The organism is Mycobacterium sp. IDUB_9 (assembly GCF_055419505.1).
Window position 1 is genome coordinate 73,384 of sequence record NZ_JBVAXU010000001.1, and the last position, 24,613, is coordinate 97,996.

At 66.0% G+C, this 24,613-nt stretch carries 23 protein-coding genes; 9 read left to right on the forward strand and 14 right to left on the reverse strand.

Annotated features, from left to right (window positions below):
• Nucleotides 1-70: 70 nt before the first annotated feature.
• Both ramB and ACZY08_RS00450 read left to right on the forward strand, forming a co-directional pair.
• A complete protein-coding gene (gene ramB, locus ACZY08_RS00445) occupies nt 71-1,486 on the forward strand; it encodes an acetate metabolism transcriptional regulator RamB (RefSeq protein ID WP_463742652.1) in 1,416 nt (471 codons plus the stop codon).
• 121 nt (nt 1,487-1,607) lie between these two features.
• Nucleotides 1,608-2,159, forward strand: a complete 552-nt coding sequence (locus tag ACZY08_RS00450; protein WP_463742653.1) for a carboxymuconolactone decarboxylase family protein — start codon at nt 1,608-1,610, stop codon at nt 2,157-2,159.
• Nucleotides 2,160-2,213: 54 nt separating this feature from the next.
• On the opposite strand, the gene ACZY08_RS00455 is transcribed toward ACZY08_RS00450, so the two are convergent.
• From ACZY08_RS00455 to ACZY08_RS00475, 5 genes are read right to left on the reverse strand one after another with little or no spacing between them, the layout of a single operon-like run.
• Nucleotides 2,214-2,483 (reverse strand): hypothetical protein, encoded by a 270-nt coding sequence (locus ACZY08_RS00455; protein WP_463742654.1) that lies wholly within the window; start codon nt 2,481-2,483, stop codon nt 2,214-2,216.
• Nucleotides 2,480-3,880: a dihydrolipoyl dehydrogenase gene (gene lpdA, locus ACZY08_RS00460; RefSeq protein ID WP_463742655.1), complete on the reverse strand. Its 1,401-nt coding sequence runs from the start codon at nt 3,878-3,880 to the stop codon at nt 2,480-2,482. The genes ACZY08_RS00455 and lpdA overlap by 4 nt, the downstream gene beginning before the upstream one ends.
• Nucleotides 3,881-3,910: 30 nt before the next feature.
• Nucleotides 3,911-4,405, reverse strand: coding sequence for a hypothetical protein (locus tag ACZY08_RS00465; protein ID WP_463742656.1), 495 nt, complete (start codon nt 4,403-4,405; stop codon nt 3,911-3,913).
• Nucleotides 4,398-4,676 carry a putative holin gene (locus ACZY08_RS00470; protein WP_463742657.1) on the reverse strand — a complete coding sequence of 93 codons (279 nt, stop codon included), beginning with the start codon at nt 4,674-4,676 and terminating at the stop codon, nt 4,398-4,400. Before ACZY08_RS00470 ends, ACZY08_RS00465 begins: the two co-directional genes overlap by 8 nt.
• Before the next feature lie 34 nt (nt 4,677-4,710).
• A complete protein-coding gene (locus ACZY08_RS00475) occupies nt 4,711-5,208 on the reverse strand; it encodes a DUF779 domain-containing protein (RefSeq protein WP_463742658.1) in 498 nt (165 codons plus the stop codon).
• A 25-nt stretch (nt 5,209-5,233) separates the two neighbouring features.
• Here ACZY08_RS00475 and ACZY08_RS00480 point away from each other — a divergent pair, with 25 nt between their 5' ends.
• The 3 genes from ACZY08_RS00480 to ACZY08_RS00490 all read left to right on the forward strand — a co-directional run bounded on the left by ACZY08_RS00480 (nt 5,234) and on the right by ACZY08_RS00490 (nt 10,717).
• Nucleotides 5,234-7,270: a prolyl oligopeptidase family serine peptidase gene (locus tag ACZY08_RS00480; RefSeq protein ID WP_463742659.1), complete on the forward strand. Its 2,037-nt coding sequence runs from the start codon at nt 5,234-5,236 to the stop codon at nt 7,268-7,270.
• A 60-nt stretch (nt 7,271-7,330) separates the two neighbouring features.
• The gene (locus ACZY08_RS00485) at nt 7,331-8,527 is read left to right on the forward strand and encodes a neutral zinc metallopeptidase (protein WP_463742660.1); all 1,197 of its coding nucleotides are present in this window, start codon (nt 7,331-7,333) and stop codon (nt 8,525-8,527) included.
• A gap of 285 nt (nt 8,528-8,812) precedes the next feature.
• Complete coding sequence (locus tag ACZY08_RS00490) at nt 8,813-10,717, forward strand: peptidase (RefSeq protein ID WP_463742661.1); 1,905 nt, start codon at nt 8,813-8,815, stop codon at nt 10,715-10,717.
• Nucleotides 10,718-10,720: 3 nt separating this feature from the next.
• On the opposite strand, the gene ACZY08_RS00495 is transcribed toward ACZY08_RS00490, so the two are convergent.
• The 6 genes from ACZY08_RS00495 to ACZY08_RS00520 form a co-directional block, all read right to left on the reverse strand.
• Nucleotides 10,721-11,566, reverse strand: a complete 846-nt coding sequence (locus tag ACZY08_RS00495) for a hypothetical protein (RefSeq protein ID WP_463742662.1) — start codon at nt 11,564-11,566, stop codon at nt 10,721-10,723.
• 36 nt (nt 11,567-11,602) lie between these two features.
• Nucleotides 11,603-12,460, reverse strand: coding sequence for a polyphosphate kinase 2 (gene ppk2, locus ACZY08_RS00500; protein ID WP_463742663.1), 858 nt, complete (start codon nt 12,458-12,460; stop codon nt 11,603-11,605).
• 63 nt (nt 12,461-12,523) lie between these two features.
• Complete coding sequence (locus tag ACZY08_RS00505; protein WP_463742664.1) at nt 12,524-14,053, reverse strand: aldehyde dehydrogenase family protein; 1,530 nt, start codon at nt 14,051-14,053, stop codon at nt 12,524-12,526.
• A 275-nt stretch (nt 14,054-14,328) separates the two neighbouring features.
• Nucleotides 14,329-15,462 carry a hypothetical protein gene (locus ACZY08_RS00510; RefSeq protein ID WP_463742665.1) on the reverse strand — a complete coding sequence of 378 codons (1,134 nt, stop codon included), beginning with the start codon at nt 15,460-15,462 and terminating at the stop codon, nt 14,329-14,331.
• Nucleotides 15,463-15,868: 406 nt separating this feature from the next.
• Nucleotides 15,869-16,441, reverse strand: coding sequence for a phosphatase PAP2 family protein (locus ACZY08_RS00515; protein WP_463742666.1), 573 nt, complete (start codon nt 16,439-16,441; stop codon nt 15,869-15,871).
• Entirely contained in the window at nt 16,438-16,968 is a 531-nt protein-coding gene (locus ACZY08_RS00520; RefSeq protein ID WP_463742667.1) for a mycothiol transferase, read from the reverse strand. Before ACZY08_RS00520 ends, ACZY08_RS00515 begins: the two co-directional genes overlap by 4 nt.
• Nucleotides 16,969-17,023: 55 nt before the next feature.
• Here ACZY08_RS00520 and ACZY08_RS00525 point away from each other — a divergent pair, with 55 nt between their 5' ends.
• Together ACZY08_RS00525 and ACZY08_RS00530 are read left to right on the forward strand one after the other, a co-directional pair.
• Entirely contained in the window at nt 17,024-18,550 is a 1,527-nt protein-coding gene (locus tag ACZY08_RS00525) for a serine/threonine-protein kinase (RefSeq protein ID WP_463742668.1), read from the forward strand.
• Nucleotides 18,550-19,038 carry a hypothetical protein gene (locus ACZY08_RS00530; RefSeq protein WP_463742669.1) on the forward strand — a complete coding sequence of 163 codons (489 nt, stop codon included), beginning with the start codon at nt 18,550-18,552 and terminating at the stop codon, nt 19,036-19,038. Before ACZY08_RS00525 ends, ACZY08_RS00530 begins: the two co-directional genes overlap by 1 nt.
• 3 nt (nt 19,039-19,041) lie before the next feature.
• On the opposite strand, the gene ACZY08_RS00535 is transcribed toward ACZY08_RS00530, so the two are convergent.
• Nucleotides 19,042-19,428: a VOC family protein gene (locus tag ACZY08_RS00535; RefSeq protein WP_463742670.1), complete on the reverse strand. Its 387-nt coding sequence runs from the start codon at nt 19,426-19,428 to the stop codon at nt 19,042-19,044.
• Between the two features lie 75 nt (nt 19,429-19,503).
• On the opposite strand from ACZY08_RS00535, the gene ACZY08_RS00540 reads away from it, so the two are divergent.
• Both ACZY08_RS00540 and ACZY08_RS00545 read left to right on the forward strand, forming a co-directional pair.
• Entirely contained in the window at nt 19,504-21,237 is a 1,734-nt protein-coding gene (locus tag ACZY08_RS00540; RefSeq protein ID WP_463742671.1) for an N-acyl-D-amino-acid deacylase family protein, read from the forward strand.
• Between the two features lie 43 nt (nt 21,238-21,280).
• Nucleotides 21,281-21,661, forward strand: coding sequence for a pyridoxamine 5'-phosphate oxidase family protein (locus ACZY08_RS00545; RefSeq protein WP_463742672.1), 381 nt, complete (start codon nt 21,281-21,283; stop codon nt 21,659-21,661).
• Between the two features lie 139 nt (nt 21,662-21,800).
• Here ACZY08_RS00545 and groL read toward each other — a convergent pair whose 3' ends face one another.
• Both groL and ACZY08_RS00555 read right to left on the reverse strand, forming a co-directional pair.
• Nucleotides 21,801-23,426 carry a chaperonin GroEL gene (gene groL, locus ACZY08_RS00550; protein WP_463742673.1) on the reverse strand — a complete coding sequence of 542 codons (1,626 nt, stop codon included), beginning with the start codon at nt 23,424-23,426 and terminating at the stop codon, nt 21,801-21,803.
• A gap of 378 nt (nt 23,427-23,804) precedes the next feature.
• Complete coding sequence (locus ACZY08_RS00555) at nt 23,805-24,605, reverse strand: polysaccharide deacetylase family protein (RefSeq protein WP_463742674.1); 801 nt, start codon at nt 24,603-24,605, stop codon at nt 23,805-23,807.
• Nucleotides 24,606-24,613 lie beyond the last annotated feature (8 nt).

Consider the following 24,613-nt stretch of genomic DNA (forward strand, 5'->3'; position numbering starts at 1 on the left):
ATACTGCCAGTAGTAGCCGAACTGCTAAGAATGCAAAGGCCGTCTTCACATTCTTGTTAGGCTGTTTGACGTGGCAAAAACGTTCGTCGGGTCACGCGTGCGGCAACTGCGGAGCGAGCGTGGATTCAGCCAGGCGGCGCTGGCCCAGATGCTGGAGATCTCCCCCAGTTACCTCAATCAGATCGAGCACGACGTGCGGCCGCTCACCGTGGCGGTGCTGCTGCGCATCACCGAGGTTTTCGGGGTGGACGCGACGTTCTTCGCGCCGCACGACGACACCCGACTGGTCGCCGAGATGCGCGAGGTGGCGATGGACCGCGACCTCGGCGCCGACATGGATGTCGCCGAAGTCGCCGACATGGTGGCGGCCTACCCGAATTTCGCCCGGGCGATGGTCAACCTGCACCGTCGGTATCGCTTGACCACCACGCAATTGGCGGCCGCCACCGAGGACCGCTACTCCGACGGCAGCGGCAGCGGTTCGATCACCATGCCGCACGAGGAAGTGCGGGACTACTTCTACCAACGGCAGAACTACCTGCATCAGCTCGATGCCGCCGCCGAAGATCTGACCGCCAAGATCCGGATGCACCGCGGTGATCTCGCCGGCGAGCTGGCCAACCGGCTGACCACCGAGCATGGGGTACGGATCGTGCGACGCATCGATCTGGGCGACACCGTGCTGCACCGCTACGACCCGGCCACCAAGACCCTGGAGATGGGCAATCATCTCTCCCGGGGCCAGCAGGTGTTCAAGATGGCGGCCGAACTGGCCTTCCTGGAATTCGGCGATCTCATCGACAAGATGGTCGACGAGGGCATGTTCACCAGCGTCGAATCCCGCACCCTGGCTCGGCTCGGGCTGGCCAACTACTTCGCCGCGGCGACCGTGCTCCCCTACCGCCAATTCCACGATGTCGCCGAGAATTTCCGCTATGACGTGGAGCGGCTGTCGGCGTTCTACTCGGTGAGCTACGAGACCATCGCACACCGGCTTTCCACCCTGCAGCGCCCTTCGATGCGGGGTGTGCCGTTCTCCTTCGTCCGAGTCGACCGCGCCGGAAATATGTCAAAGCGCCAGTCCGCCACCGGCTTTCACTTTTCATCTTCTGGCGGCACCTGCCCGCTGTGGAACGTCTACGAGACATTCGGCAATCCCGGCAAGATCGGCGTGCAGATCGCCCAGATGCCCGACGGCCGCAACTACATGTGGGTGGCTCGCACCGTGGAGCGTCGCGCCTCACGCTACGGCCAGCCCGGAAAGACCTTCGCGATCGGCCTGGGATGTGAACTGCGCCATGCACACCGGCTGGTGTACTCCGAAGGCCTCGATCTCTCCGGCGAGGTGGCAACGCCCATCGGCTCCGGTTGCCGCGTGTGCGAACGCGACAACTGCCCGCAACGCGCGTTCCCCGCGCTCGGTAAGGCCCTGGACCTCAACGAACACCGCTCGACGGTGTCGCCGTATCTGGTGCGTCAGCCGTAGCCTCCCGGCGAGATCGCCCGCCGCTTTCTGCCCCTGGGCCGTGGCGACGGCCGATCAGCAGCCCGGCTGTAGAAACCGGTGCGCGCACCCCGGCCCCTCCGCCTGTGCCAGACTCGGCTGGGTGAGTGCACTCGAGCCGGCCCGCATCGCGCCGGGCGGATTCCGCGAGCTGGGCCCGGTCAATTGGGCCATTGCCAAGCTGGGCGCCAGGGCCATCCGTGCGCCCCGGTTCACCTTGATGAACGTACTGGGCCAGCACAAGCTGTTGTTCCTGGCCTGGCTGCCGTATTCCGGGCTGCTGCTCGGCCCCCTGGGCAAGTTGCCGCGTCAGGATGCCGAGCTCGTCATCCTCCGGGTGGGCCATCTGCGTGATTGTGAATACGAGCTGCAGCAGCACCGCCGGCTGGCCCGCAGCCGCGGCGTCGACGCCGAGACCCAGGCCAGGATCTTCGAGGGTCCCGACGCCGAGGGCCTCACCGACCGTCAGCGGGTGTTGATCACCGCGACCGACGAGTTCGTCGTCACCCGCTCCGTCTCGGCGGAAACCTGGGCCGCGCTGTCCACCCTGCTCACCAAGCAGCAGCTCATCGAATTCTGCATGCTGGCGAGCCAATACGACGGCCTGGCCGCCACCATGACGACGCTGCGGATCCCGCTGGACTTCCCCGACTGAGTGATTTCGGTGCATCCGGTAACGGCCGGCGTTACCGGATGCGCCCAAATCGCATCAGAGGTAGGTGACGCCCAGCAGCACGAGGGAGAAGATCACCGGGGACACCGGCAGCGCCCACAGGAACGCCGCCCAGGTGTGGGATTTCTGCTGGTACCTGCGCCGGCCGAAGTAGGCGCCCGCGGCCCCACCGATGAACGACAAGGCAGCGACCAGCAGCACCCAGATGTTGACCCGGGAGCCTTCGGTGGCCAATGTGATGGCGGCCAGCCACAGGATGTGGCCGACCACCAATCCGGCTATGCCGGCGACGATTTCGTTTCTCAAAAGTTGATCATGTGGCCGGCCAGACCGTGGAAGCACTCCTGCAGCGCCTCCGACAGGGTCGGGTGGGTGTGCACGTTGCGGGCCAGCTCGTGGGCGGTCAAATCCCACTTCTGCGCCAGGGTCAACTCCGGCAACAGCTCGGAGACATCCGGCCCGATCAGGTGCCCGCCGATCAGTTCGAGGTGCTTCTTGTCGGCGATCAGCTTCACGAAACCGGTCGGATCCGCCAAGCCGTGCGCCTTGCCGTTGGCGGTGAACGGGAACTTGGCGACGACGACGTCATAGCCCTCGGCCTTGGCCTGCTCCTCGGTGAGCCCGAAGCTGGCCACCTGCGGCTGACAGAACGTGGCGCGCGGCATCATCCGGTAGTCGCCCAGCGCCAGAGTCTCTGCGCCGCCGATGGTTTCGGCCGCGACAACACCTTGGGCCTCGGCCACGTGGGCCAGCTGCAGCTTGCCGGTGACGTCGCCGATGGCGTAGATCCCCGGCACGTTGGTGCGCATGTAATCGTCGATGCCGATGGCCTTGCGATCGGTCAGCGCCACGCCTGCGGCCTCCAGGCCGTAGCCCTCGACGTTGGGCCCGAAACCGATGGCCTGCAGCACCTTGTCGGCCTTGAGCTCTTCGGACTTGCCGTCCTTGCTGACCGTCACGACAACGGGGCCGTCGCCCCCCTTGTCCGAGATGCCCTCGACCTTGGTACCGGTCAGGATCTTCACGCCCAGCTTCTTGTACTGCTTCTCGATCTCCTTGGAGACCTCGGCGTCCTCGTTGGGCAGCGCGCGCGGCAGGAACTCGACGATGGTGACGTCGACGCCGTAGTTCTTGAGCACGTAGGCAAATTCCATGCCGATCGCACCGGCACCGGCGATGATGATCGAGCCCGGCAGGTCACGCGAGAGGATCTGGGTTTCGTAGGTGACGACGTTGTCGGACAACGAGGTACCCGGCACCAGACGGGTCGACGACCCGGTGGCGATGATGGCGTTGTCGAAGGTGAGCTCGTCTGTCCCGCCCTCGTTGAGCTTCACCGACATTGCCTTGGGCCCGGTGAAGGTGCCGTAGCCGTGGATCTCGGTGATCTTGTTCTTCTTCATCAGGAAGTGCACGCCGGCGACGCGGCCGTCGGCGACCTTGCGGCTCCGGTCGAAGGCGGCACCGTAATCGAAGGTTGCCTCACCGCTGATACCGAAGGTCTTGGCTTCCTTGTTGAAGATGTGCGCGAGTTCGGCGTTGCGCAGCAGCGCCTTGGACGGGATACACCCGACATTGAGGCACACGCCGCCCCAGTATTTGGGTTCGACAATTGCGGTGTTCAGCCCCAGTTGGGCGGCACGAATGGCCGCGACGTATCCACCGGGACCAGCTCCGAGAACGACGACGTCAAAGTGGGTCACGACCCCACCCTAGTGGGCCGCGCAATGGTCCTACCGGGCGATCCAGCCGAACACGTAGGCACCGTAGAAAACCGCCGCAGCGCCCATCGCCGCCAGCGGCGCCGACATCAGCGCGATGGCCAGGGCCGATATCACCGGTTTGCGCTGCGCCGTCGATGCCAGCAGCGCACCGACCGTGGTGGCGACGACGTAGGCGAGCGCGACGAACACCGGCCAGGTCTTGTCGACCGACTGATACCAGTAGTAGTACAGGCCCGCGCCTGCCGCGGCCGAGACGAACCACACCGCGGCCAGCACGCCCACGAACGTCCACCACTTCACCGACAGATACGACCCCTCGACGACGATGGAGGGGGCCGGCGCGGGCAGCGGCGCCGACGGTGCGTCGTCGGATTCCACCTGGTCCGGCGTCATGTCTTCCGCGGGCGTCAGACCGGCCGACGATTCGTCGGCAACGATCTCGTTTTCCCCGGTGTCGAACAGCGGCGCGAAGTCAGCGGTGGAGGTGTCGACGTCTTCAGCCATGGGATGCCACCTGGATGATCGCCAGCGCACCGAACCAGCCGGGCGCGATGGCCAGCGCGAACGCCCCGAGTGTGGTGACCCAGCGCCGCCCCGAGAGGAGCACCAGAAGCGTCCCGAGGACACCGGGTACCCCGAGGACCAGGGCAATCACCACATCCGGCCGAACGGAGACCGTCACCAGCAATGTCGTCGCGATCCCGGTCAGCAGCCCGACCGCTACGCCGACCGACATTGCGCCGGTCAGCAGCCACGCCCGTGGCAGCGGAATCACTCTTCGACGATAACGCCGCGACCCGTGCGACCCGCTACATCTGCGCGGCGCGTCCCCCGGGTACCGGGCAGGCGTCGGCGGCTTCGTCGACGAGGTGGCTGCCGATGTCGGGTGGACGGGCGCCGGCGCTGTACTGCGCGCCGGTCACCGGGGATTGCGCGGCCAGCAGCGCGTTCTCCTGGTCGGTGAAGGCCCGGCCACGAGACAGGAACCGCATCCCCTCGGGCGCTTCCAAGCTGAACCCACCGCCGCGGCCGGGGACGACGTCGATCACCAGCTGAGTGTGCTTCCACGCCTCGAACTGCGGGCCGGAGATCCACACCGGCACGCCGGCAGCGCCCACATCGAGCACCGCCAGCAGGATGTCGCGGTCCCCGACGATGAACTCGCCGTCGGGGTAACACATCGGCGACGATCCGTCGCAGCAGCCGCCGGACTGGTGGAACATCAATGCCCCGTGGCGCTCCTGCAACCGAGCCAGCAGATCGGCGGCGGCCACGGTGATCAGGGCCCGCGCCGGTGCTCGATCCATCACGTCCTCGCCTCCACTGGCAGCGGTGTTGTTCAGCTCACAGTACGCGCGCAGTCACAATGGACGTGTGGCAGCGGACCCCTTCCTATGGCTTGAGGACATCACCGGCGACGACGCGTTGGCGTGGGTGCGGGCGCACAACGAGCCGACGATCGCCCAGCTGAGCGGTGAGCGTTTCGAAAAGATGCGCGCCGACGTGTTGGAGATCCTCGACACCGATGCGCGTATCCCCTACCCAGGTCGCCGTGGTGACTATCTGTACAACTTCTGGCGCGACGAGGCGAACCCGCGCGGCCTGTGGCGGCGCACCACGCTGGAGAGCTACCGCACCGACGAACCCGAATGGGACGTGATCCTCGATCTCGACGAGCTGGCCCGGGCCGAGGACGAGAACTGGGTGTGGGCCGGGCCCGAGGTGATCGAGCCGGATCACACATTGGCCATGATCAGCCTGTCCCGCGGCGGTGCCGACGCCACCGTGGTACGTGAGTTCGACATGCGGACAAGGGGATTCGTATCCGACGGGTTCGAACTGCCTGAGGCCAAGTCCTCCGTGTCATGGGAGGACGAGGACACACTGCTGGTGTGCACCGACTTCGGCGACGGCTCGATGACCGAGTCGGGTTATCCGCGGATCGCCAAGCGCTGGCGCCGTGGCCAACCCTTGGCCGAGGCCGAGCCGGTGTACGAGGCCGAGCCGACCGATGTCCGGGTGATCGCCTCGATCGACCGGACACCGGGCTTCGAGCACACCCGACTGGGTCGCTATACCGATTTCTATCACCGCATCCGCTACGAGGTGCGCGACGGCGAGCTGATCGAGATCAAGGTGCCGACCGACTCGTCGCTGTCGCTACACCGGGAGTGGCTGCTGATCTCGCTGCGGACCGACTGGCAGGTGGATGGGATCACCTATCCGGCGGGGGCGCTGCTGGGCACGAAATTCGACGATTTCCTCTCCGGCACAGCGGATCTCGTGATGATCTACGAACCCGATGAACACAGCAGCCTGGCCGGCGTGCAGTGGACCAGGGAAAAGCTGATCCTCGTCACGCTGCGCGATGTCGCCAGCCACGTCGAGATCATCACTCCCGGGACGTGGGAGCACAGGGACGCGCCGGACATTCCGCCCGCAACCGACACCATCGTCGTCGACATCGACCCCTTCGGGGACGAGGTCTTCTACAACTCAAGCGGATTCACCACCCCGTCGCGGCTGCTGTACGGCACAGCCGGCGGACCGCTGACCGAAGTGAAGTCCGCACCGGCGTTCTACGACGCCGACGGCATCGACGTCGAGCAGTATTTCGCGACCTCCGAGGACGGCACGAAGGTTCCCTACTTCGTGGTCGGACGCCGCGACGAACCGAGCCCGACCCATCTCTACGGCTATGGCGGATTCCAGAATTCGTTGACGCCGGGCTACATCGGTGGTGCCGGGCGCGCGTGGCTGGAACGCGGTGGGACCTACGTGCAGGCCAACATCCGCGGCGGCGGCGAGTACGGCCCGGGCTGGCACAAGCAGGCGATGCGGGAGAACCGTCATGTGGTGTACGAGGATTTCGCTGCGGTGGCAGCAGATCTGGTGCGCCGGGGAATCACCACAGTCGAGCAACTCGGCGCTTCCGGCGGCAGCAACGGCGGGCTGTTGATGGGTGTCATGTTGACCCACTACCCCGAGTTGTTCGGGGCGCTGGTGTGCAGTGTGCCGTTGCTGGACATGAAGCGTTTCCACCTGTTGCTGGCGGGCGCCTCGTGGGTGGCCGAGTACGGCAATCCCGACGATCCGGCGGACTGGGAATTCATGTCGAAATATTCTCCGTACCAAAATATTTCGGACTCGGCGACGTACCCGCCGATCCTGATCACCACCTCGACCCGCGACGACCGGGTGCATCCCGGACATGCCAGGAAGATGACCGCGGCGCTGGAGGCGGCCGGGCACCGGGTGCTGTACTACGAGAACATCGAGGGTGGTCACGGCGGCGCGGCCGACAACAAGCAGGCCGCGTTCAAGGCCGCGCTGACCTACGAGTTCCTCTGGCAGACACTGGGCGGCTAGCGGGGCCCTGCCGGGAATTCGTGCGCGGCCGGGCCTGACCGGGCCAGTATCGTTCTCGGAATGCAGTCGTGGGGTCCGTTCGGTCCGCCGCCCAAGTCCTGGGATGACAACAATCCCTTCGCCGCGGGCGCCGACCCGTTCCCACCAGCCGAGAAGGGCACCGCCAAGCCGACGGACCCGTGGACTTCTGCTGTCGATCCCTGGGCAACCGCACCATCAGGACCGCCTCCGCAGCAGCACTTTGCCGACCCGTGGGGTGCTCCGTCCCCCGCCTATCCGACACCTGTGCCGTTGCCGAAAAGCTCTCGGCGCCCCGCCATCCTGATCGGCTCGACCGCAGCCGTCGTCGTGGTGATCGCACTTGTCACAGCCGGGGTTATCGTGCTCAACAGGCAGGGCAGCACCACCGCCGGCGAGCCGGTCAGCCCCGCAGTCGCGGTCCCCACCAGCGAGCTCACGTCCGCGCCGTCGTACACAGCCGCCACGACTCCGCACCCGACCACCACCGGTGCGCAGCCCCTGCCCACCGGCGAGGCGGCGTTGGGGCAAAACCGCATGTTCGCCAACTTCGACGCCGGACTGGCCAGACAACCATGCAATCCCGCCGGTTGGCCGAGCGACCCAGCGGCGGCCCAAATCTTCTACCAGGCGGCCCTGCGGTGTTTGGACGACGCATGGGAACCTCTCGTCACTGCCGCAGGATTCGAGTTTCGAAGAGCGGCGCTGTCGGTGCCGGCGGGCGACGTCATGACCACTGCGTGTGGCACGTACCCGTCGAATCCTGGCCAAAACCCTGCCCGGTACTGCGGTTCGGACGAAACGCTGTACATGCCGCTGGCGGGAATGCCGGCAGAACGATATGGGGACAAGGCGATCATCTACCTGGCGATGCTCGCCCATGAGTACGGCCACCACATCCAGTCCCTCACGGGGACCGGGGGTGAGGAGTACAAGCAGACCCACGCCCTGGGGGAGCAATCCGCGGAAGGCCTGGAACTGTCCCGCCGCTATGAATTGCAGGCGCAGTGCTTCTCCGGCATGTTCGTCGGCTCCATCGTCGAGACCGGAGGACGATTCACCGTGGCCGACTACCAGACCGCACTTGACGACAACGCCACCCGTGGCGATTGGAATCCGAGTGCACCACGTGACCACGGATCGACGGCACACTTCGGTGGTTGGTGGGATCAGGGCTACCGCGAGAACAAGATCGGCGAGTGCAACACGTGGCTGTCGCCCGCCGGCGACGTGTCGTAGCGGGTAGAGCTCGCTCAGGGCTCTCCCTGCCCGGCCCCGTAATTAACGGAAGAGTCACAAAACGCTGACGATGGATCTCGATCGGCATCTTCGCCTGGCCGTCGTGGGTAACCTCCAGGCCGGGTAATCGGTTCATGCCCCGAGACAATGTTTTCGGCTTCAACCGCAGTCTGTGCTGCGGCCACTAAGAGGGGGCTTCCGGGCATGAGGCCGCGCGGTCTGCGATGGGAAGAATATTCAGGGATCGCCACCGGGAGAATGTCTTTGAGGCTTCTGTCGACCGCAATGGCTGTGGTGTTGACCGCCGTTGCAGCCGGACCCGCGATGGGTTCGGCCGCCGCCGATCCGGCCCAGACGCGCTACTCGCTGGTGAACGGCTGCTACCTCGTCGACACCCCGACCGGACCGGTGGCGCCGGCCGCCGGGCCGTATCGGATGCAGGCAACCGGGCTCGGCGAATACCTGCTCTACGGCCGGAACCAGGAGGTGCTCAACGCCACGCTACGGTCGGTCAATACCGTCAGCACGCCGTCATTGACGTCGGTGTGGCGGGTAGATGGTTCTGGCACAACTGGTTTCACCCTCACCAATGCGGTGACCAAGCTCAGCGGAGCCGTCACGTTCGTGCCCGCGACCGGCTGCGCGGAGTATCCCGAGGCGAACGATGGGACCACTGGAATCCCGGGCCCGGGTGTCGGGCCGGATGGGTCGATCGTCGGGACGGTCGACCCGCATGTGCACGTCACCGCCTACGAGTTCATGGGCGGCAACTTCCACTGCGGACGGCCGTGGCACCGCTTCGGCGCGATGTACGCACTGCCCGACTGTGCGCCGTACCGCACCGGGACCAACGGACTGGTCGCCAGTTTCCTCGATTACGGTGAGCCCTTTCACGCCTCCGACACCCGCGGTTGGCCGACCTTCCGCGACTGGCCCAAACCTTCGGTACTCACCACCGAAAACACCTACTGGACCAGCATTCGGCGGACCTGGAAGGCCGGCCTGCGCATGATGACCGTCGACCTCGTCGACAACGAGTCACTGTGCACGCTGATGACCAGCCGCCGAAACGCATGCAACGACATGACTTCCGTGCGCACCCAGGCGGCCGGCTTGCGCGCACTGCAGGACTACATCGACGCGCAGTCCGGAGGGCCCGGCCAGGGCTTCTTCCGTATCGTGACGGATCCCGCAACGGCGCGCCAGGTGGCCGCCTCCGGCAAGCTCGCGGTGGTCATGGGCATGGAACTGTCCGACCCGATGAACTGCGGCGTGATTCTGGGACAGCCGAAATGCGGGCGGGCCGACATCGACCGCTGGCTCACCGAACTCCGGAACGTCGGTGTCAGCAGCTTCTTCCCGATCCACAAGTTCGACAATGCCTTCGGCGGCACCAAGATGGACCCTGCAGCCACCGGCCTGTTGGTCAACGCAGGCAATTTCATGCAGACGGGCACCTTCTGGAATGTCCAGTCCTGCAACGGGACCGAGTCGGACAGCACGCAGTTGTCGGTGCCACTTGCCGGCAATGTCAATCAATTCCTGGCCAAACTCGTCGGTCCTTTGATCGGTGGCGCCTCGCTGCCGCTCTACGCCGACGGACCGCACTGCAATGTCCGCGGCCTGACCGATCTGGGCCGATACCTGATCAACGCGATGATCGACCGGGGCTTCCTGATTGAGGTCGACCATATGGACGAGGTCACCGCAGACCAGGTCATGACGATCATCGAACAGCGTCAGTACCCCGGCGTCGTGTCCTCGCACAGTTGGGGCTCCACCCGCACCATCCAACGTGTCTATGCCGTAGGCGGTTTCGCCACGCCATACGCCGGTGGGCCGGGCAGCACCATCGGGGCCTGGCGTGAGGCCCGCGCCATGTACCGCCCGAGTTCCGACTTCGGGTTCGGCTTCGGTTCCGATATGAACGGCCTGGCGCCTCAGGGCGGGCCGCTCGGCGCCGGCGTCGTCAACTATCCTTTCACCTCCCACGACGGCCACGTGACTTTCGACCGGGAGCGTTGGGGCGAGCGCACTTTCGACATCAACACCGATGGCACCGCTACCTACGGCAGCTATGCCGACTGGCTCGAGGCGATCCGTGTCCAGGCCGGCCCGGAGATGATGACCGACATGTTCCACGGCGCAGAGATCTATCTGCGCCTGTGGGGCCGTGTTCGGGGAGCCTGAGCCTCAGTCCCGACGCCGCAGCCCACCCAGCAGCGCCACCACGATCCCGAACACCACCAGCGCACCGCCGGCGGCCAGGGCGAGGTTGAGCCAATGGTGCAGGCTGGTTATCGCGTGGCCGGTCATGGCATCGGCGATCTGGCGGATATCGCCGCTGGTGTGGTTGAGCGCCTCGTTGAGGTAGCGGCGGCCCGCCTCCAGCCCGGCCCAACCGGCCGCCCCTACCAGCAGTGCGGAAATCCCCAGTGCAGCAAGGGTTTTACCGCGGGCTCGGGCCGCGGCCAGGGTCAGCAGGGCGAAGACGCCGGCCAGCACCGTCACCCCGACGCTCGCCCACGGACCCCAAACGGCCAGCGGCCGCAGGATCCCTGGTCGCAAACTGTCCGGCGCCGAAGAAGCGATGGGGACCGTAAGTGTTTGCGGCACTTCGATACCGAAGCCGGACAGGGTCTCGTGGAATGTGGCGTCCGAGAGCATCGGGGCCACGTCGATCACCCAACTGCCGTTCTCGTTGCGCGACAACCGGTCGGTGAACATCCAGGTGTGGGCGAGTTGATTGGCCAGTGCGAACTGCCCGGGAAAGTCCGGCCCCGCGGTATAGGCGCCTGCCACGGCACGGATCCGCCGCGAATCGACCTCGGTGCCGTTCCGTGCGGCCAGGGATTGCACCTGGGTGGTGAGTTCACCGGCCACTGCCTGCTGCAACTGCGGGTCGGCGGCCGCACCCGCGGCGAACGCCGAGTAGCCCTGCTGGTCGATGACGTTCTTCTGCACCCATGCCGACGGCACCGCCACAGCGAGCAGGATCGTCGTCAGCACCCACAGGAACAGCGTCATGACGAATCGCACGCCGTCCTCCTAGTTCTCGGGCGGCGGCCAGTCTGCTCAGTCCGACAGGGCACGCCCCACGATCAGCGGATCGGCGTGGCCGACCACCTCAAAATCCTTGTTGTCGTAGTCGAACTTACCGAGCACGTAGCGCATGGCGTTGATGCGGGCGCGTTTCTTGTCGTTGCTCTTGACCACGGTCCAGGGCGCCATTTCGGTGTCGGTCCAGGCGAACATGTCTTCTTTGGCCGCGGTGTAGTCGTCCCACTTGTCCAGCGACGCGAGGTCGGTGGGTGAGAGTTTCCACTGCCGAACCGGATCGACCTGGCGGATGGTGAACCGGGTCCGCTGCTCGGATTGAGTGACGGAGAACCACAGCTTGGTGAGGCTGATGCCATCGTTGACCAGCATCTGCTCGAACAGCGGGGCCTGACGGATGAACTCGGCATGCTGTTTGGGCGAGCAGTACCCCATCACGCGCTCCACCCCGGCGCGGTTGTACCAGGAGCGGTCGAATAGGACGATCTCGCCGGCGGCGGGCAGGTGTTGCACGTAGCGCTGGAAATACCACTGGGTGCGTTCTTTTTCAGTGGGTTTCTCGAGAGCGACGACGCGGGCACCGCGGGGGTTGAGGTGCTCCATGAACCGCTTGATGGTGCCGCCCTTGCCGGCCGCGTCACGCCCCTCGAAGACGATGACGTGGCGCAGCCCGTTGCCCTGGCTCCACTTCTGCAGCTTCAGCAGTTCGATCTGCAGGAGCCGCTTCTGCTCCTCGTACTCCTGGCGCGACATGCGGTCGAAGTACGGGTAGTTCTCCCGCCAGGTGTCGACGACGTCGCCGCCGGGTTCCAGCAGCAGCACGGGGTCGTCATCGTCGTCGTCACGGACCGCGTAGCCGGTGATGTCCAGAGTCACCGGACGACGGTATCCACCTCGGCGAACACGAAGGTGTCGCCGGAGTGAACGGCCGGTACGTCGTTACTTGGACTTACGGCGCGGACGTGCCAATGCCAGCTTGGTCATCAGCTTGTTCATCCGGGCCAGCGCCTTCTCCGAGTTGTTGTAGTAGCTGCCGCCGGCGCCGACATTGGTGCGTGGCACCACGACGGTCTCCTGCTTGCAGAACTTGCGCACCCCGTCGACCCCGCCGAAGCGCGCGCCGATACCCGAGGTCTTCCAGCCGCCCATCGGGGCAGTGGTGCACATCAGGTTGGAGATCACGTCATTGACGTTCACCGCACCGCAATCGAGCTGCAGGGCAACCGCTTTGGCGCGCTCGACGTCCTTGGAGAACACCGAGGCGCTCAGCCCGTAGGGGCTGTCGTTGGCCAGCCGGACGGCCTCCTCGACGGAGGTGACCTTCATGATCGGCAGCGTCGGCCCGAAGGTCTCCTCGGCCATGCAGGCCATCGAGTGGTCGACGTCGACAAGCACCGTGGGCTCGAAGAAGCTGCCCCCGCCTTCGGGGCGCTTGCCTCCGGTCAGCGCCTTGGCGCCGGCGGCGACAGCCTCGTTGACGTGACGTTCGGTGATCGCCACCTGGCTGTCGTCGATCTGGGAACCGAAGTGGTAGCCCTCGCCGGTGCCCATCTTGAGGTTCTCCACGGCACGCACGGTGGCCGCCACGAACTGGTCGTAGACGGGCTCGAGCGCGTACACCCGCTCGACGGACACACACGTCTGGCCGGCATTGAACATCGCGCCCCACACCGCGGCATTCGCGGCCAGCTCGACGTCGGCGTCTTCCAGCACGATCATCGGGTCCTTGCCACCCAGCTCCAGGCTCACCGGGGTCAGGCGGCGCGCGGCGCGTTCCATCACCTTGGCGCCCGTGGCGCTGGACCCGGTGAACTGGATGTAGTCCGAGTTGTCGATGACGGCCTCGGACACCGCACGTGCACCCTGCGCCAGCGCGAACACCTCGGGGGCACCGGAGTCCAGCCAGCCGCGCAGCAGCACCTCGGCGGTCAGCGGAGTGCGCTCCGACGGCTTGAGCAGTACCGCGCACCCGGCGGCCAGGGCGCCGATGGCGTCCATCATCGCGTTGGCCACGGGGTAGTTCCACGGCGCGATGATCCCGATGACGGGCCGCGGCCGGTAATGCACGGCGATCTTCTTGATGGACAGGAAGGGCAGCGGGGCCGGCCGGGAATCCGGCGCCATCGCCTTCTCGACCACCTTGACGTAGTACGAGAGGATCATGATCAGCAGCGGGACCTCCTGCGCGGCATCCATGGCCGACTTACCGGTCTCGGCGATCAGGAGTTTCTCGATCTCCTCGCGGTGGTCCCCCAGCCATACGGCGTAGCGGGACAGGACCTTGGCACGGCCTTTGGCGCCGCGGGCCTCCCACTCTCTTTGCGCTTCCCGCAGACCCGCCGCGATACGCGGCACGTCGGCGGCGTCGGTCCAGGTCACCTGGCCGGCGACGGCACCGGTCGCGGGGTTGTGAATGGTGCCGGAGCCCGTGAACTCTCCGGTCAGAGCTACTTCTGGCGTCGCTGTCATGGCGCCTATGTTAATCGCCGTTTGTGACGCACGTCGCACCGGGGTTGACACCTGTCAAGTACGGCCCGGTCGCCGCGAATGTGCCGACCGTGCACCCAGATCGTCAAACCGCCCGAAAGCGCGCTCTACGTGCACATTCGATGGTTGTTGAACCTGTGCCCAGATCGGCGAAATGGCCGCCCCGCGTACGCGTGAGCGACCATCTCGCCGATTTCGAGGGGAGGATTACCGAGAGCGCGGCGACCCCTCGCCACCGCGCTCCACGCCGGCAGTGCTCAGTCCTCTGAGCCCTTCTTCGGGTTGAACTTCTTGGCCGTCCTGTCGGCGGCCGCGCGCACCTTCTTCACGACCTTGTCGACATTCGCCTTGGCCTTGTCCCTCCGCTTCTCGGCCTTGTCCTTGGCATCGGTCAACTGGGCGTTGAGGCTGGTGACGTGGGGCTTGAGCTTGTTCACCTTCGGCGCGTCGGCGCCTGGCTCGTCGTCACCGGCTGACAGCTGCGCGCGGTTGAGATTGTTGGTGGGCAAGCTGCCGTCGGCGTTCACGTCGACCCCGAGGGCGTTCGCAGCCGCGACCCGCACGGCGTTCCTCGCGCCGAGCATCTGGTTGTTGCGGAACTGCATGAGAGCGCCATCACCCGTCGGATCCTCGGGAATGTGGTTGGTACCCCCGCCGAGCGACGCAGGGAGCGCTTCGGCAAGCCCCTCGATGGCGGGATCGATCGCCCATTGCGGGGCATCGATGTACTCGCGGACTGCTTTGTAGACCGCGACGTTGTCACCCGAAGCGATCGCCTGGGCAACCGAGACAACACCGGCCGCTCCGAGCAGAGCGCCGTTGACGGTCCGCACTGCAGACTGCTGCAGTCCCTGAGCGAGCGCCGCGACGTAGTTCTCGTTGGGCCACGGGGTACCGACCCCGAGGGCCGCAGCGAACTGAGCGTTGATGTCATCCCGGAGGCCCAGGAGTTCGTTGTTGCGGAACTGCATGAAGGCGCCGTCACCGGCCGAGGTGTTGGTCACGTGGTCCGAGCCGCCACCGAAGTCAGCCGGCAGCGTGATCGCAATCGCCTCGATGAGCGGATCCGCGACATAGAGCGGTGAATCGACGATCTGCCGAATCTGGGAGAACAGCCGCTCCTTGTCGCCGCCCGCAAGCTGGGCCGCAAGGACGAAGGGAGTCAGCGGTGCCTGGACGAACTGGTCGACGAGGCGCTCGCCGGCGATGATCGTCAGGGCGATTTGATCCTTGTTCTCGAAGCTGGCCATCAGCGCGGCCTGAGCATCGACGACACGCGGCGGCGTGGGCGTCGACGACACGACCGGAGTGATCGCGATGACGCCGGCGGCGGCGACGGCGACGCAAGCGGTGAAACCGCTCGAGACACGACTGTTGACACGACTGTGCATAGGTGAAATCCCCTCGATGACTTGCTGTTTGGGCTGACCGATTGCTCGGTACGCGCCGAAACTTACCTGCCGCTAATCAAGATCTCAGGTTTTTCTCAGGTGATAATTTTGCGGTTCTTGCACATGCAAATACCTTCACTTCCGACACTGTTGCCGCAAAGACAGGAAAGTAGCCATCTGCGCAGCTCGCGCCAACATAAGGGGTTTGCCGAGGTGCGGTGCCGGGACTGAAGACTTGCGGAATGCAACACGGGGCAACAACCCGGCTGAATTGAACTATCAACTGGTACTTGACCGTTAATCGATCTTGAAAAGATCCCGCGGAGATCGGGTGCTTCTCGGCACCTGCCGGCTCCGCCATCTGAATTGCCATCACCCAAAATGGGTGAGACCGGCAGATGATCGCTCAGCGAAGATCAGGCGAGGCGCTGTCCAAGTGGCCAAATTGCTCATCGCGGGCGAACATCACGGCGATGCCCACCACCGAGGTGCCCAGCAGAACCCCGCCGATCGTGTCGGTGAAGTAGTGAAACGTGATCGACAGACCGAACATGCCGAGCAGGACGATGCTGACCGCGACGACCAGGGCCCACAGCCTCATGCCCGCCAGCAGCACGAGAAGGCTCGTCACCGCCACGAGGAAAGTGGTGTGGCCGCTGGGATACGCCAGCGCGCCACCCTTCTCCCTGCCGAAGATCGGCTTGATGACGCGCACGATGGTGATCGCCACCAGCGGACTCAGCACCATGGCGAGCGCAAACCGCTTGCGGTGTTGTCGCAGGGCCACGACGATGCCGGCCAGCAATGCGGCCGCCACCAGCAACGGCTTGGTGAACACCAGGAACACGGCCCGATACGAACCGAGTTCGACGCCGATGTGCTGAAACCAGTCATCGATCGGCACCGGTCCGGTGCGTACCGCCCAGCCGAGCAGCACCATGGCGGCGAGACCGACTACCGGCCACCACCGGGCGATCAAGGGATGATGCCGCGCAGATACGCGGCCTGGCCCAGGTGCTGGGCGCAATCGTCGATGATGCTGACCAGCCGCGCACTGGCCGTCACCGGCGGATTCCACCGGGTATCGACGATGCGGCCGAGATCATCGGCGGTCACCCCGGCGATGTAGGCCAGCGTCACCTTGTGCACCGCCAGGTAGTACCCCGCCAGCAGCTCGGCCGGGGCGTGCACCTTCGCAACATCCTCGGGACTGTGGCCGTACCCGATGTCGTCGGCCGGCAGGTCGAGCCCGAACCGGTCCTTCCAGCCGTCACGGGTCCACACCTGTTCCATCCCGGCGATGTCGCACAACTGCATGTCCTGACAGCGTGCGCTGTGCCAGATCAGCCAGGCGATGCTGTTGGCCTGCGGGGTGGGCCGGTAACCCGACACCGCCTCGGTCAGCCCGTCGGTGAGATCGTCGACATGCTCAATGAGCCGGGTGAATGCGTCGCGCAGCAATTCGCGGACGGCATCGGAATCAGCGTCGGAATCAGCAGCAGCCATGGCCTCGACGCTACTCGCGAATCGGCCCGTCACCGGTCCGACTACCATCACGGGCATGCCGTTGAATACCGGTGACGTGTTCGCCGGGTACACGATTCAACGTCTGCTCGGTTCAGGCGGCATGGGCGAGGTCTATCTGGCCCAGCACCCACGGCTTCCCCGTCAGGACGCGCTGAAGATCATGCCGTCCTCTCTGACCGCTGACGCCCAGTACCGCGAGCGGTTCAATCGCGAAGCCGACATCGCCGCCTCGCTCTGGCATCCCCACATCGTCGGCCTTCACGATCGCGGCGAGTACGAGGGGCAGCTGTGGATCGCGATGGACTACGTCGACGGTACCGACGCCGCGCGGCACGTACGTGAACGCCACCCCGGCGGGGTGCCCCTACGTGAAGCGGTCGAGATCGTCACTGCCATCGCCGAGGCACTCGACTACGCCCACGAGCGCAACCTGCTGCACCGCGACGTGAAGCCGGCCAACATCCTGCTGACCGGACCGGAAGTGGCGCGCCGTCGAATCCTGTTGGCCGACTTCGGTGTTGCCCGCCGTATCGACGACATCAGCGGGATCACCGCCACGAACATGGCTGTCGGCTCCATGGCGTATTCCGCTCCCGAGCAGCTCCTGGGGCAGGCGATGGATGGGCGCGCCGACCAATATGCGCTGGCGGCCAGTGCATTTCAGCTCCTGGCCGGGCACTCGCCGTTCCATCACTCCAACCCGGCCGTGGTGATCAGCAAGCAACTCAACGAGCCCCCGCCGAGCCTGCGGACCGAACGCCCCGAACTGGCCTACCTGGACGAGGTGATGCTCAAGGGGATGTCCAAGGACCGGGCCGGCCGCTACCCGCGATGTAGCGATTTCGCCGAGGCGCTCGCCGGCGCCCGACCGACGGCCACCCCGGCCGCTCCCCTCACTCAGCGGCCACCCACACCGCAACCACCACAGCCGCCGCCACCGGTCTCCCCCGAGCCCCCGCGGGTCATCACGGCCCCGACTTTCACGGCGCCCACCCACCCGGTGGTCAGCCCGTCGCACACCTCCCCCCACTGGTCGGGGCCGAGCCCGATCCCGCAGCCCCGCCGCCCCGAGAAGAGCAGTGCGGCAAGGGTTGTGGTGCCCACCGTGCTGGCCGTGCTCCTGGTGTGCGCCATCGGCTTCGCGATCAGCCAGTTCGTCCGCGACGCCCCGGTGGCGCGAACCGCCCCCTCGTGGCAGCCGTACGTGGATGCCGCCCAGACTTTCGCGCTGCACACCGTCACCGTCAGCGCAGACACCGTCGATACCGATCTCGCGATGATCATGGACGGAGCTACCGACGAGTTCCGCGCCGACCTGCAGAACCAGGCCCCTCAGATCAAACAGAAGGCCAAGGACCTGGGCGTGAAGACCGACGGAACCATCACCGGGGCCGGCGTCGAATCGTTGTTCACCGACGAAGCCGTCGTACTCGTCACCGTCGACACCAAGGTCACCGTCACGAGCAACCGGGTCGGCGTGGTTTCGCTGCAACGGGTCAGGGTCACCGTTGAGCATGTCGACGGCAGCTACAAGGCCTCGAAGCTGGAGTTCGTGAACTGATGGGCGCACGCACACGAGGCTGGACCCTGTCGGTCGTCGCGCTGGTCGTGGGGATCGTCATCGCGGCCGGCCTGGGGTTCTGGCAGTTGTCGGTCAAGAGCACGCCGGCGCCCACGCCGATTGCCGACGACGATCATGCGCGCGATCAGGTCACCGATTTCGTGAAGACCAATGTGGTCAAGGTGCTGAGCTTCACCCCGACGATCAGCCGCGGTGAAATCGATGCGGTCACCGAACTGCTGACCGGCTCCGCCGCCGACGACTACCGGAAGACCATCCGCGCGAAGGCCGACAACGTCACGCGGACCGCGACGGTACGCAACACCGGCGTGGAATCGCTGACGGCAGACGAGGCGAAGGTGGTGGCGTTCGTCGACCAGAACTCCGAGACCGCCGGCGGTCCGTCGAACAAGGACGCAGTGGCCTACCGGGTCACCCTGACCCGTGTCGACGGTGGCTGGCGGATCTCGGAACTGGAAGAGCTCTAGGGGCTACTGCGCTGCAGCCCCGTGGAACACCGCCTCGACGTTGTTCCCGTCGGGATCGCGGACGAATGCGCCGAAGTAGCCCGGGTGATATTCGGGCCACAACCGTGGCGCGTGCAGCGACTCGGCACCCAAGCGCAGGGCCGCGTCGTAGAACGCCTGCACGGCATCGGCGTCGGCCGCCTGGAATGCCACGTGGATCTCCCGGTTGGGCCCACCGGCGTCGCCGGCACTGGCGTCCGCGATCCAGAAGTCGGGCTTGCCGGCGCTGCCGTAGCCGATCGCAACCTGGTAGTCCATTTGGCGGCTGTATCCGAGTACGCCCAGCACAGAGTCGTAGAACTCCTTCGATTTGGCCCAATCGGTGCAGTTGATTCCAAAGTGATCGATCACCGGTCGATCCTTGCACCCGGCACCGACACGTCAGCAGCTGTTCCCCGAACGGCCGCGGCGTCGTACGTTAGTTAGGTGACCTACGACTTGTGTATCCGCGGCGGCACCATCGTCGACGGCCTGGGTGGTGAACCGTACGTGGGCGACGTCGCCGTGCGCGACGGCGTCATCGTCGAGATCGGTACCGGAGCGGGATCCATCGACGGGTCCGCCGAGCGCGAGATCGATGCCACCGGACTGTTGGTCACTCCTGGCTTCGTCGACCTGCACACGCACTACGACGGTCAGGCGATCTGGTCGGAACGGCTCAATCCCTCGTCGGCGCACGGGGTCACCACCGCCGTGATGGGCAACTGCGGCGTCGGGTTCGCGCCGTGCCGCGCGGACGATCACGACGTGCTCGTCGACGTGATGGCCGGCGTGGAGGACATCCCCGGGGTGGTCATGGTCGACGGTCTGCCCTGGACGTGGGAGACGTTCCCCGAGTTCCTCGACGCGTTAGGGGCCCGACAGCTCGATATCGATGTGGCGGCGTTCCTGCCGCACTCACCGCTGCGGGTGTACGTGATGGGGCAGCGCGGCATAGATCGAGAGCCCGCGAACACCGAAGATCTGGCCCTGATGCGCAAGCTCGCCGCCGAGGCCGTGCACTGCGGCGCACTGGGATTCGCCTCGTCGCGGCTGACCATCCACAAGACCGAGAGCGGCAAGCCGATTCCCAGTTACGACGCCGGCTACGCCGAGATCGAGGCAATCGCCCGGGGCGTCGACGACGCCGGAGGCGGGCTGATCCAGTTCGTACCGGACCTGGTCGCCGGAGACTACGAACCGGCGCTGCAGACCGTGTTCGATGTGGCCGCCGACGTCGGGTTGCCCGTCACGTTCACGCTGGCGGTCGGCAACGCCGGCCCGGCGTTCTTCGAGGACGCGCTGCGGATGGTGGAGAAGGCCAATCAGAACGGCGGCAGTATCACCGCCCAGATCTTCCCGCGGCCCATCGGGCTGGTGCTCGGCCTCGAACTGTCGGGCAACCCCTTCGTCCTCTACCCGAGCTACCGCGAGATCGCCCACCTGCCACTCGCCGAGCGCGTTGCCGAGATGCGTAAACCCGAAGTCCGCCAACGGATTCTGGCTGATTCGGCGGCCAGTGACGGGCATCCACTGATGTTCGCCGTGCAGGCCTGGGACTACATGTATCCACTGGGCGAGCAGCCCGACTACGAGCCCGACCCGTCAAACTCCATCGGTGCGCGGGCCCGGGCTCGCGGCGTCGACCCCCTCGAGGAGGCCTACGACCGCGTGCTCGACGACGAGGGTCACGCCATGCTGCTGGTCACGCTGGCCAACTTCCGCGACAACTCGCTCGACACCGTTGCCGAGCTGATCCGCCGCGACGACGTGGTGCTGGGGCTCGGTGACGGCGGGGCGCATTACGGGATGATCTGCGACGCCAGCTTCCCCACCTACCTGCTGACCCACTGGGTCCGCGACCGGAGCGAGGGCACGCTGAGCGTCCAGGACGCCGTCCGAGAGCTGACCTCGGTGCCGGCCAGAGTTGCCGGACTGGCCGACCGTGGCCGAATTGCGTTGGGCTACAAAGCCGATCTGAACATCGTCGACCATTCGACCCTGCGGTTGCACCGGCCCGTCGTGGCCTACGATCTCCCCGGTGGCGGACGCCGCCTCGATCAGGCCGCCGACGGCTACGTCGCGACCGTCGTCTCCGGTGAGGTCATCGCCGAGAACGGCGTGCCGACCGACGCGCGGCCCGGCCGGCTCGTGCGCGGGCGCCAATCTGCGCCGGTCTGACAGGTCGGGCACCCCGCGCCGTCAACCGGCCTATTCTCACGTCATGAGCGTGAAAGTGGACCTCAACCAGCTGGCCGACAAGCTGGCGGACTACACGTTCGCCTACCTCGTCACGGTCGATGACGACTACCACGCGCACACCGTCGCGGTAGAGCCACACCTGGCCAACGGCGTCATCCACGTCGGGCCGGTCGGCGGGCACACCCGCAGGAATCTCGCCTCACACGAGAACGCCACCCTGGTCTGTCCACCGAACAAGCCCGGCGGATATTCACTGATCGTCGACGGACGAGGCCAGGCCGGCGCGAGCGAGGACGAGGCGCAGCAGATCGTGCCGAGCCGCGCGGTATTGCATCGCAAAGCGGCGAAGCCCGGCCCGCCCGGTCAGTGCGACAGCGATTGCATCGTCTTGTCGGAGAACTGAAAGCACGCCTGGCGAGCTGCGCCGACGAGTGTGACGCCCCTGTAGGGAGATTCGGCAAATCCTTTGCACAGATGCCACGCTGGGGATAGGAAAAAGCCCCGGCGCGCCAAGCGCACCGGGGCTTCCTCGAAAAAAGGACTTAGAAGTCCATACCGCCCATGCCACCGGTCGGGTCGCCCGCGGGCGCTCCGGCCTTCTCCGGCTTGTCGGCGACGACAGCCTCGGTGGTGAGGAACAGTGCCGCAATGGACGCCGCGTTCTGCAGCGCCGAGCGGGTGACCTTGACCGGGTCGGCAACGCCGGCGGCCAGCAGGTCCTCGTACTCACCGGTCGCGGCGTTGAGGCCGTGACCCGCAGGCAGGTTCGACACCTTCTCGGCGACGACGCCCGGCTCCAGACCACCGTTGAAGGCGATCTGCTTCAGCGGGGCCGACAGCGAGACGCGCACGATGTTGGCGCCAGTGGCCTCATCACCGGTGAGCGACAGCTCGTCCAGCGACGGAGCCGACTGCAGCAGAGCCACGCCACCACCGGCGACGATGCCCTCTTCGACGGCAGCCTTCGCGTTGCGAACGGCGTCCTCGATGCGGTGCTTGCGCTCCTTGAGCTCCACCTCGGTGGCAGCTCCGGCCTTGATCACCGCAACACCGCCGGCCAGCTTGGCCAGGCGCTCCTGCAGCTTCTCGCGGTCGTAGTCGGAGTCGCTGTTCTCGATCTCGGCGCGGATCTGGGCGACACGGCCCTGGATCGCGTCGGCATCGCCGGCACCCTCGATGACCGTGGTCTCGTCCTTGGTGACCACGATCTTGCGGGCGGTGCCCAGCAGCGCGACATCGGCGGTCTCCAGCGAGAGGCCGACCTCTTCGCTGATGACCTGGCCACCGGTGAGGATGGCGATGTCCTGCAGCATGGCCTTGCGGCGGTCACCGAAGCCGGGAGCCTTGACGGCAACCGACTTGAAGGTGCCACGGATCTTGTTGACCACCAGGGTCGACAGGGCTTCGCCCTCGACGTCCTCGGCGATGATCAGCAGCGGCTTGCCGGACTGGATGACCTTCTCCAGCAGGGGCAGCAGGTCCTTGACGGTCGAGATCTTCGAGCTGACCAGGAGGATGTAGGGATCCTCGAGGACGGCTTCCTGACGCTCGGCGTCGGTCACGAAGTAACCCGAGATGTAGCCCTTGTCGAAGCGCATGCCCTCGGTGAGCTCCAGCTGGAGTCCGAAGGTGTTGCTCTCCTCGACGGTGATGACACCCTCGTTGCCGACCTTGTCCATGGCCTCGGCGATCAGGTCGCCGATGGACTGGTCTCCGGCGGAGATACCGGCGGTGGCAGCGATCTGCTCCTTGGTCTCCACCTCCTTGGCGCTCTTCAGCAGCGTCTCGGTGACCTTCTCGACGGCCTTCTCGATGCCGCGCTTCAGACCGAGCGGGTTGGCGCCGGCAGCGACGTTGCGCAGACCTTCGCGAACCAGTGCCTGGGCCAGAACGGTGGCGGTGGTGGTGCCGTCGCCCGCGACGTCGTCGGTCTTCTTGGCGACCTCTTTGACCAGCTCAGCGCCGATCTTCTCGTACGGGTCCTCCAGCTCGATCTCCTTGGCGATGGACACACCATCGTTGGTGATCGTGGGGGCGCCCCACTTCTTCTCCAGGACGACGTTGCGACCCTTGGGGCCCAGCGTCACCTTTACCGCGTCGGCGAGGGCATTGAGGCCCCGCTCGAGGCCGCGACGGGCCTCTTCGTCATACGCAATTGTCTTAGCCATTGCGAAGTGATTCCTCCGGATAGGGGATCGCACGTTGTGTGGTCAGGTTCAGTGCCCGCGACGGACGGCGTGGGTGTGCTCCCGCAGGTGCGGTCCCTGCCTCACCGGCCTGACCTAGCACTCACTGATCGAGAGTGCCAACTGCATTCTTAGCACTCGACCAGGGCGAGTGCAAGGTCGATGAGGGTCCGCTCCGGTATCCGGACTTCGCCCGTGGCGAAACCCCTCTGGCTACGCCCGCCGACTGGCGATGCCCCCGCCATCCCTCGAACCCTCGATCCCTCGCCGGTTTCTACCTCACGGCTGTTCCCGCCCGCGGTCCGACAACCCTCAGGTAGAAAACGGCGATGTCTGACGATGGGAACTGCGCCCCGGCAATTACCCCGCAGCCCGCCCCGTTGGTGACACGAACTGCCAGCCCGCCGCCTGCATCGCGGGGATCGCTTCGGCGAACCCGGCATGCGTGCCCGATTGCGGGTGGTTCATGTGGGCGATGACGATCGACCCCGGCGCGGCGTTCATGACGTTGGATCGCACGGCCGCGGCGGACGCCGTCGCACCGTTGTCGGCGTTGACGGTGAACCCCAGTGGTTGCTCGCCGAGTTCATGCACGATCTCGACGGCCACGTCGTCATAGTGCGCAGTGCCGGGTCGGAACCAGGTCGGGGCCCGGCCGGTCAGCGCAGTCAGCTTTCGATGGTTACCCCACACCTCATTGACCACTTCGTCGGCCGACCTGGTCCCGGCGATCCCGTAGGCAGACCGACCCGTCACCGACAGCGGGACATGACGCGTGCCGTGATTGCCGATCTCGAACAACGGGTTGCCGGCCAGCTGGCGTGCCCGGTCCGGATTCCGGTCGATCCATCGCGAGTTGAGCATGAGCACCGCGGGAACACCGTTGCGCTGCAAGGTATCAAGCAAAGCGTCGTCGCAGGCACCGTCGCACGCGTCGAACGTCAGGGCGATCTGGCGCCCGGCGGCAACGAATGATGTGGTGATCCCGGGCACCGCCATCCCCCACTGCGTGGGTGCGCGCCTCTTGTTGAGCACCGCAACCGAAGGTGGGTCGACAGCGTTGGGGTCAGCGTGTGCGGTCGGCACGCCGGCTCGCAGCGCGTATCCGGCAGCGATCGAACCGACGGCGGTCGCCGTCAGGAACGAACGCCTGGTGATCACATGCCGGA

Excerpts from the sequence above, each read along its gene's own strand:
- ACZY08_RS00465 (WP_463742656.1), bottom strand. The coding sequence starts at position 4,405 with ATGGCTGAAGACGTCGACACCTCCACCGCTGACTTCGCGCCGCTGTTC.
- ACZY08_RS00475 (WP_463742658.1), bottom strand. The coding sequence starts at position 5,208 with ATGGATCGAGCACCGGCGCGGGCCCTGATCACCGTGGCCGCCGCCGAT.
- ACZY08_RS00485 (WP_463742660.1), top strand. The coding sequence starts at position 7,331 with ATGCAGTCGTGGGGTCCGTTCGGTCCGCCGCCCAAGTCCTGGGATGAC.
- ACZY08_RS00490 (WP_463742661.1), top strand. The coding sequence starts at position 8,813 with ATGGCTGTGGTGTTGACCGCCGTTGCAGCCGGACCCGCGATGGGTTCG.
- ACZY08_RS00505 (WP_463742664.1), bottom strand. The coding sequence starts at position 14,053 with ATGACAGCGACGCCAGAAGTAGCTCTGACCGGAGAGTTCACGGGCTCC.
- ACZY08_RS00510 (WP_463742665.1), bottom strand. The coding sequence starts at position 15,462 with ATGCACAGTCGTGTCAACAGTCGTGTCTCGAGCGGTTTCACCGCTTGC.
- ACZY08_RS00520 (WP_463742667.1), bottom strand. The coding sequence starts at position 16,968 with ATGGCTGCTGCTGATTCCGACGCTGATTCCGATGCCGTCCGCGAATTG.
- ACZY08_RS00525 (WP_463742668.1), top strand. The coding sequence starts at position 17,024 with ATGCCGTTGAATACCGGTGACGTGTTCGCCGGGTACACGATTCAACGT.
- ACZY08_RS00530 (WP_463742669.1), top strand. The coding sequence starts at position 18,550 with ATGGGCGCACGCACACGAGGCTGGACCCTGTCGGTCGTCGCGCTGGTC.
- ACZY08_RS00545 (WP_463742672.1), top strand. The coding sequence starts at position 21,281 with ATGAGCGTGAAAGTGGACCTCAACCAGCTGGCCGACAAGCTGGCGGAC.
- groL (WP_463742673.1), bottom strand. The coding sequence starts at position 23,426 with ATGGCTAAGACAATTGCGTATGACGAAGAGGCCCGTCGCGGCCTCGAG.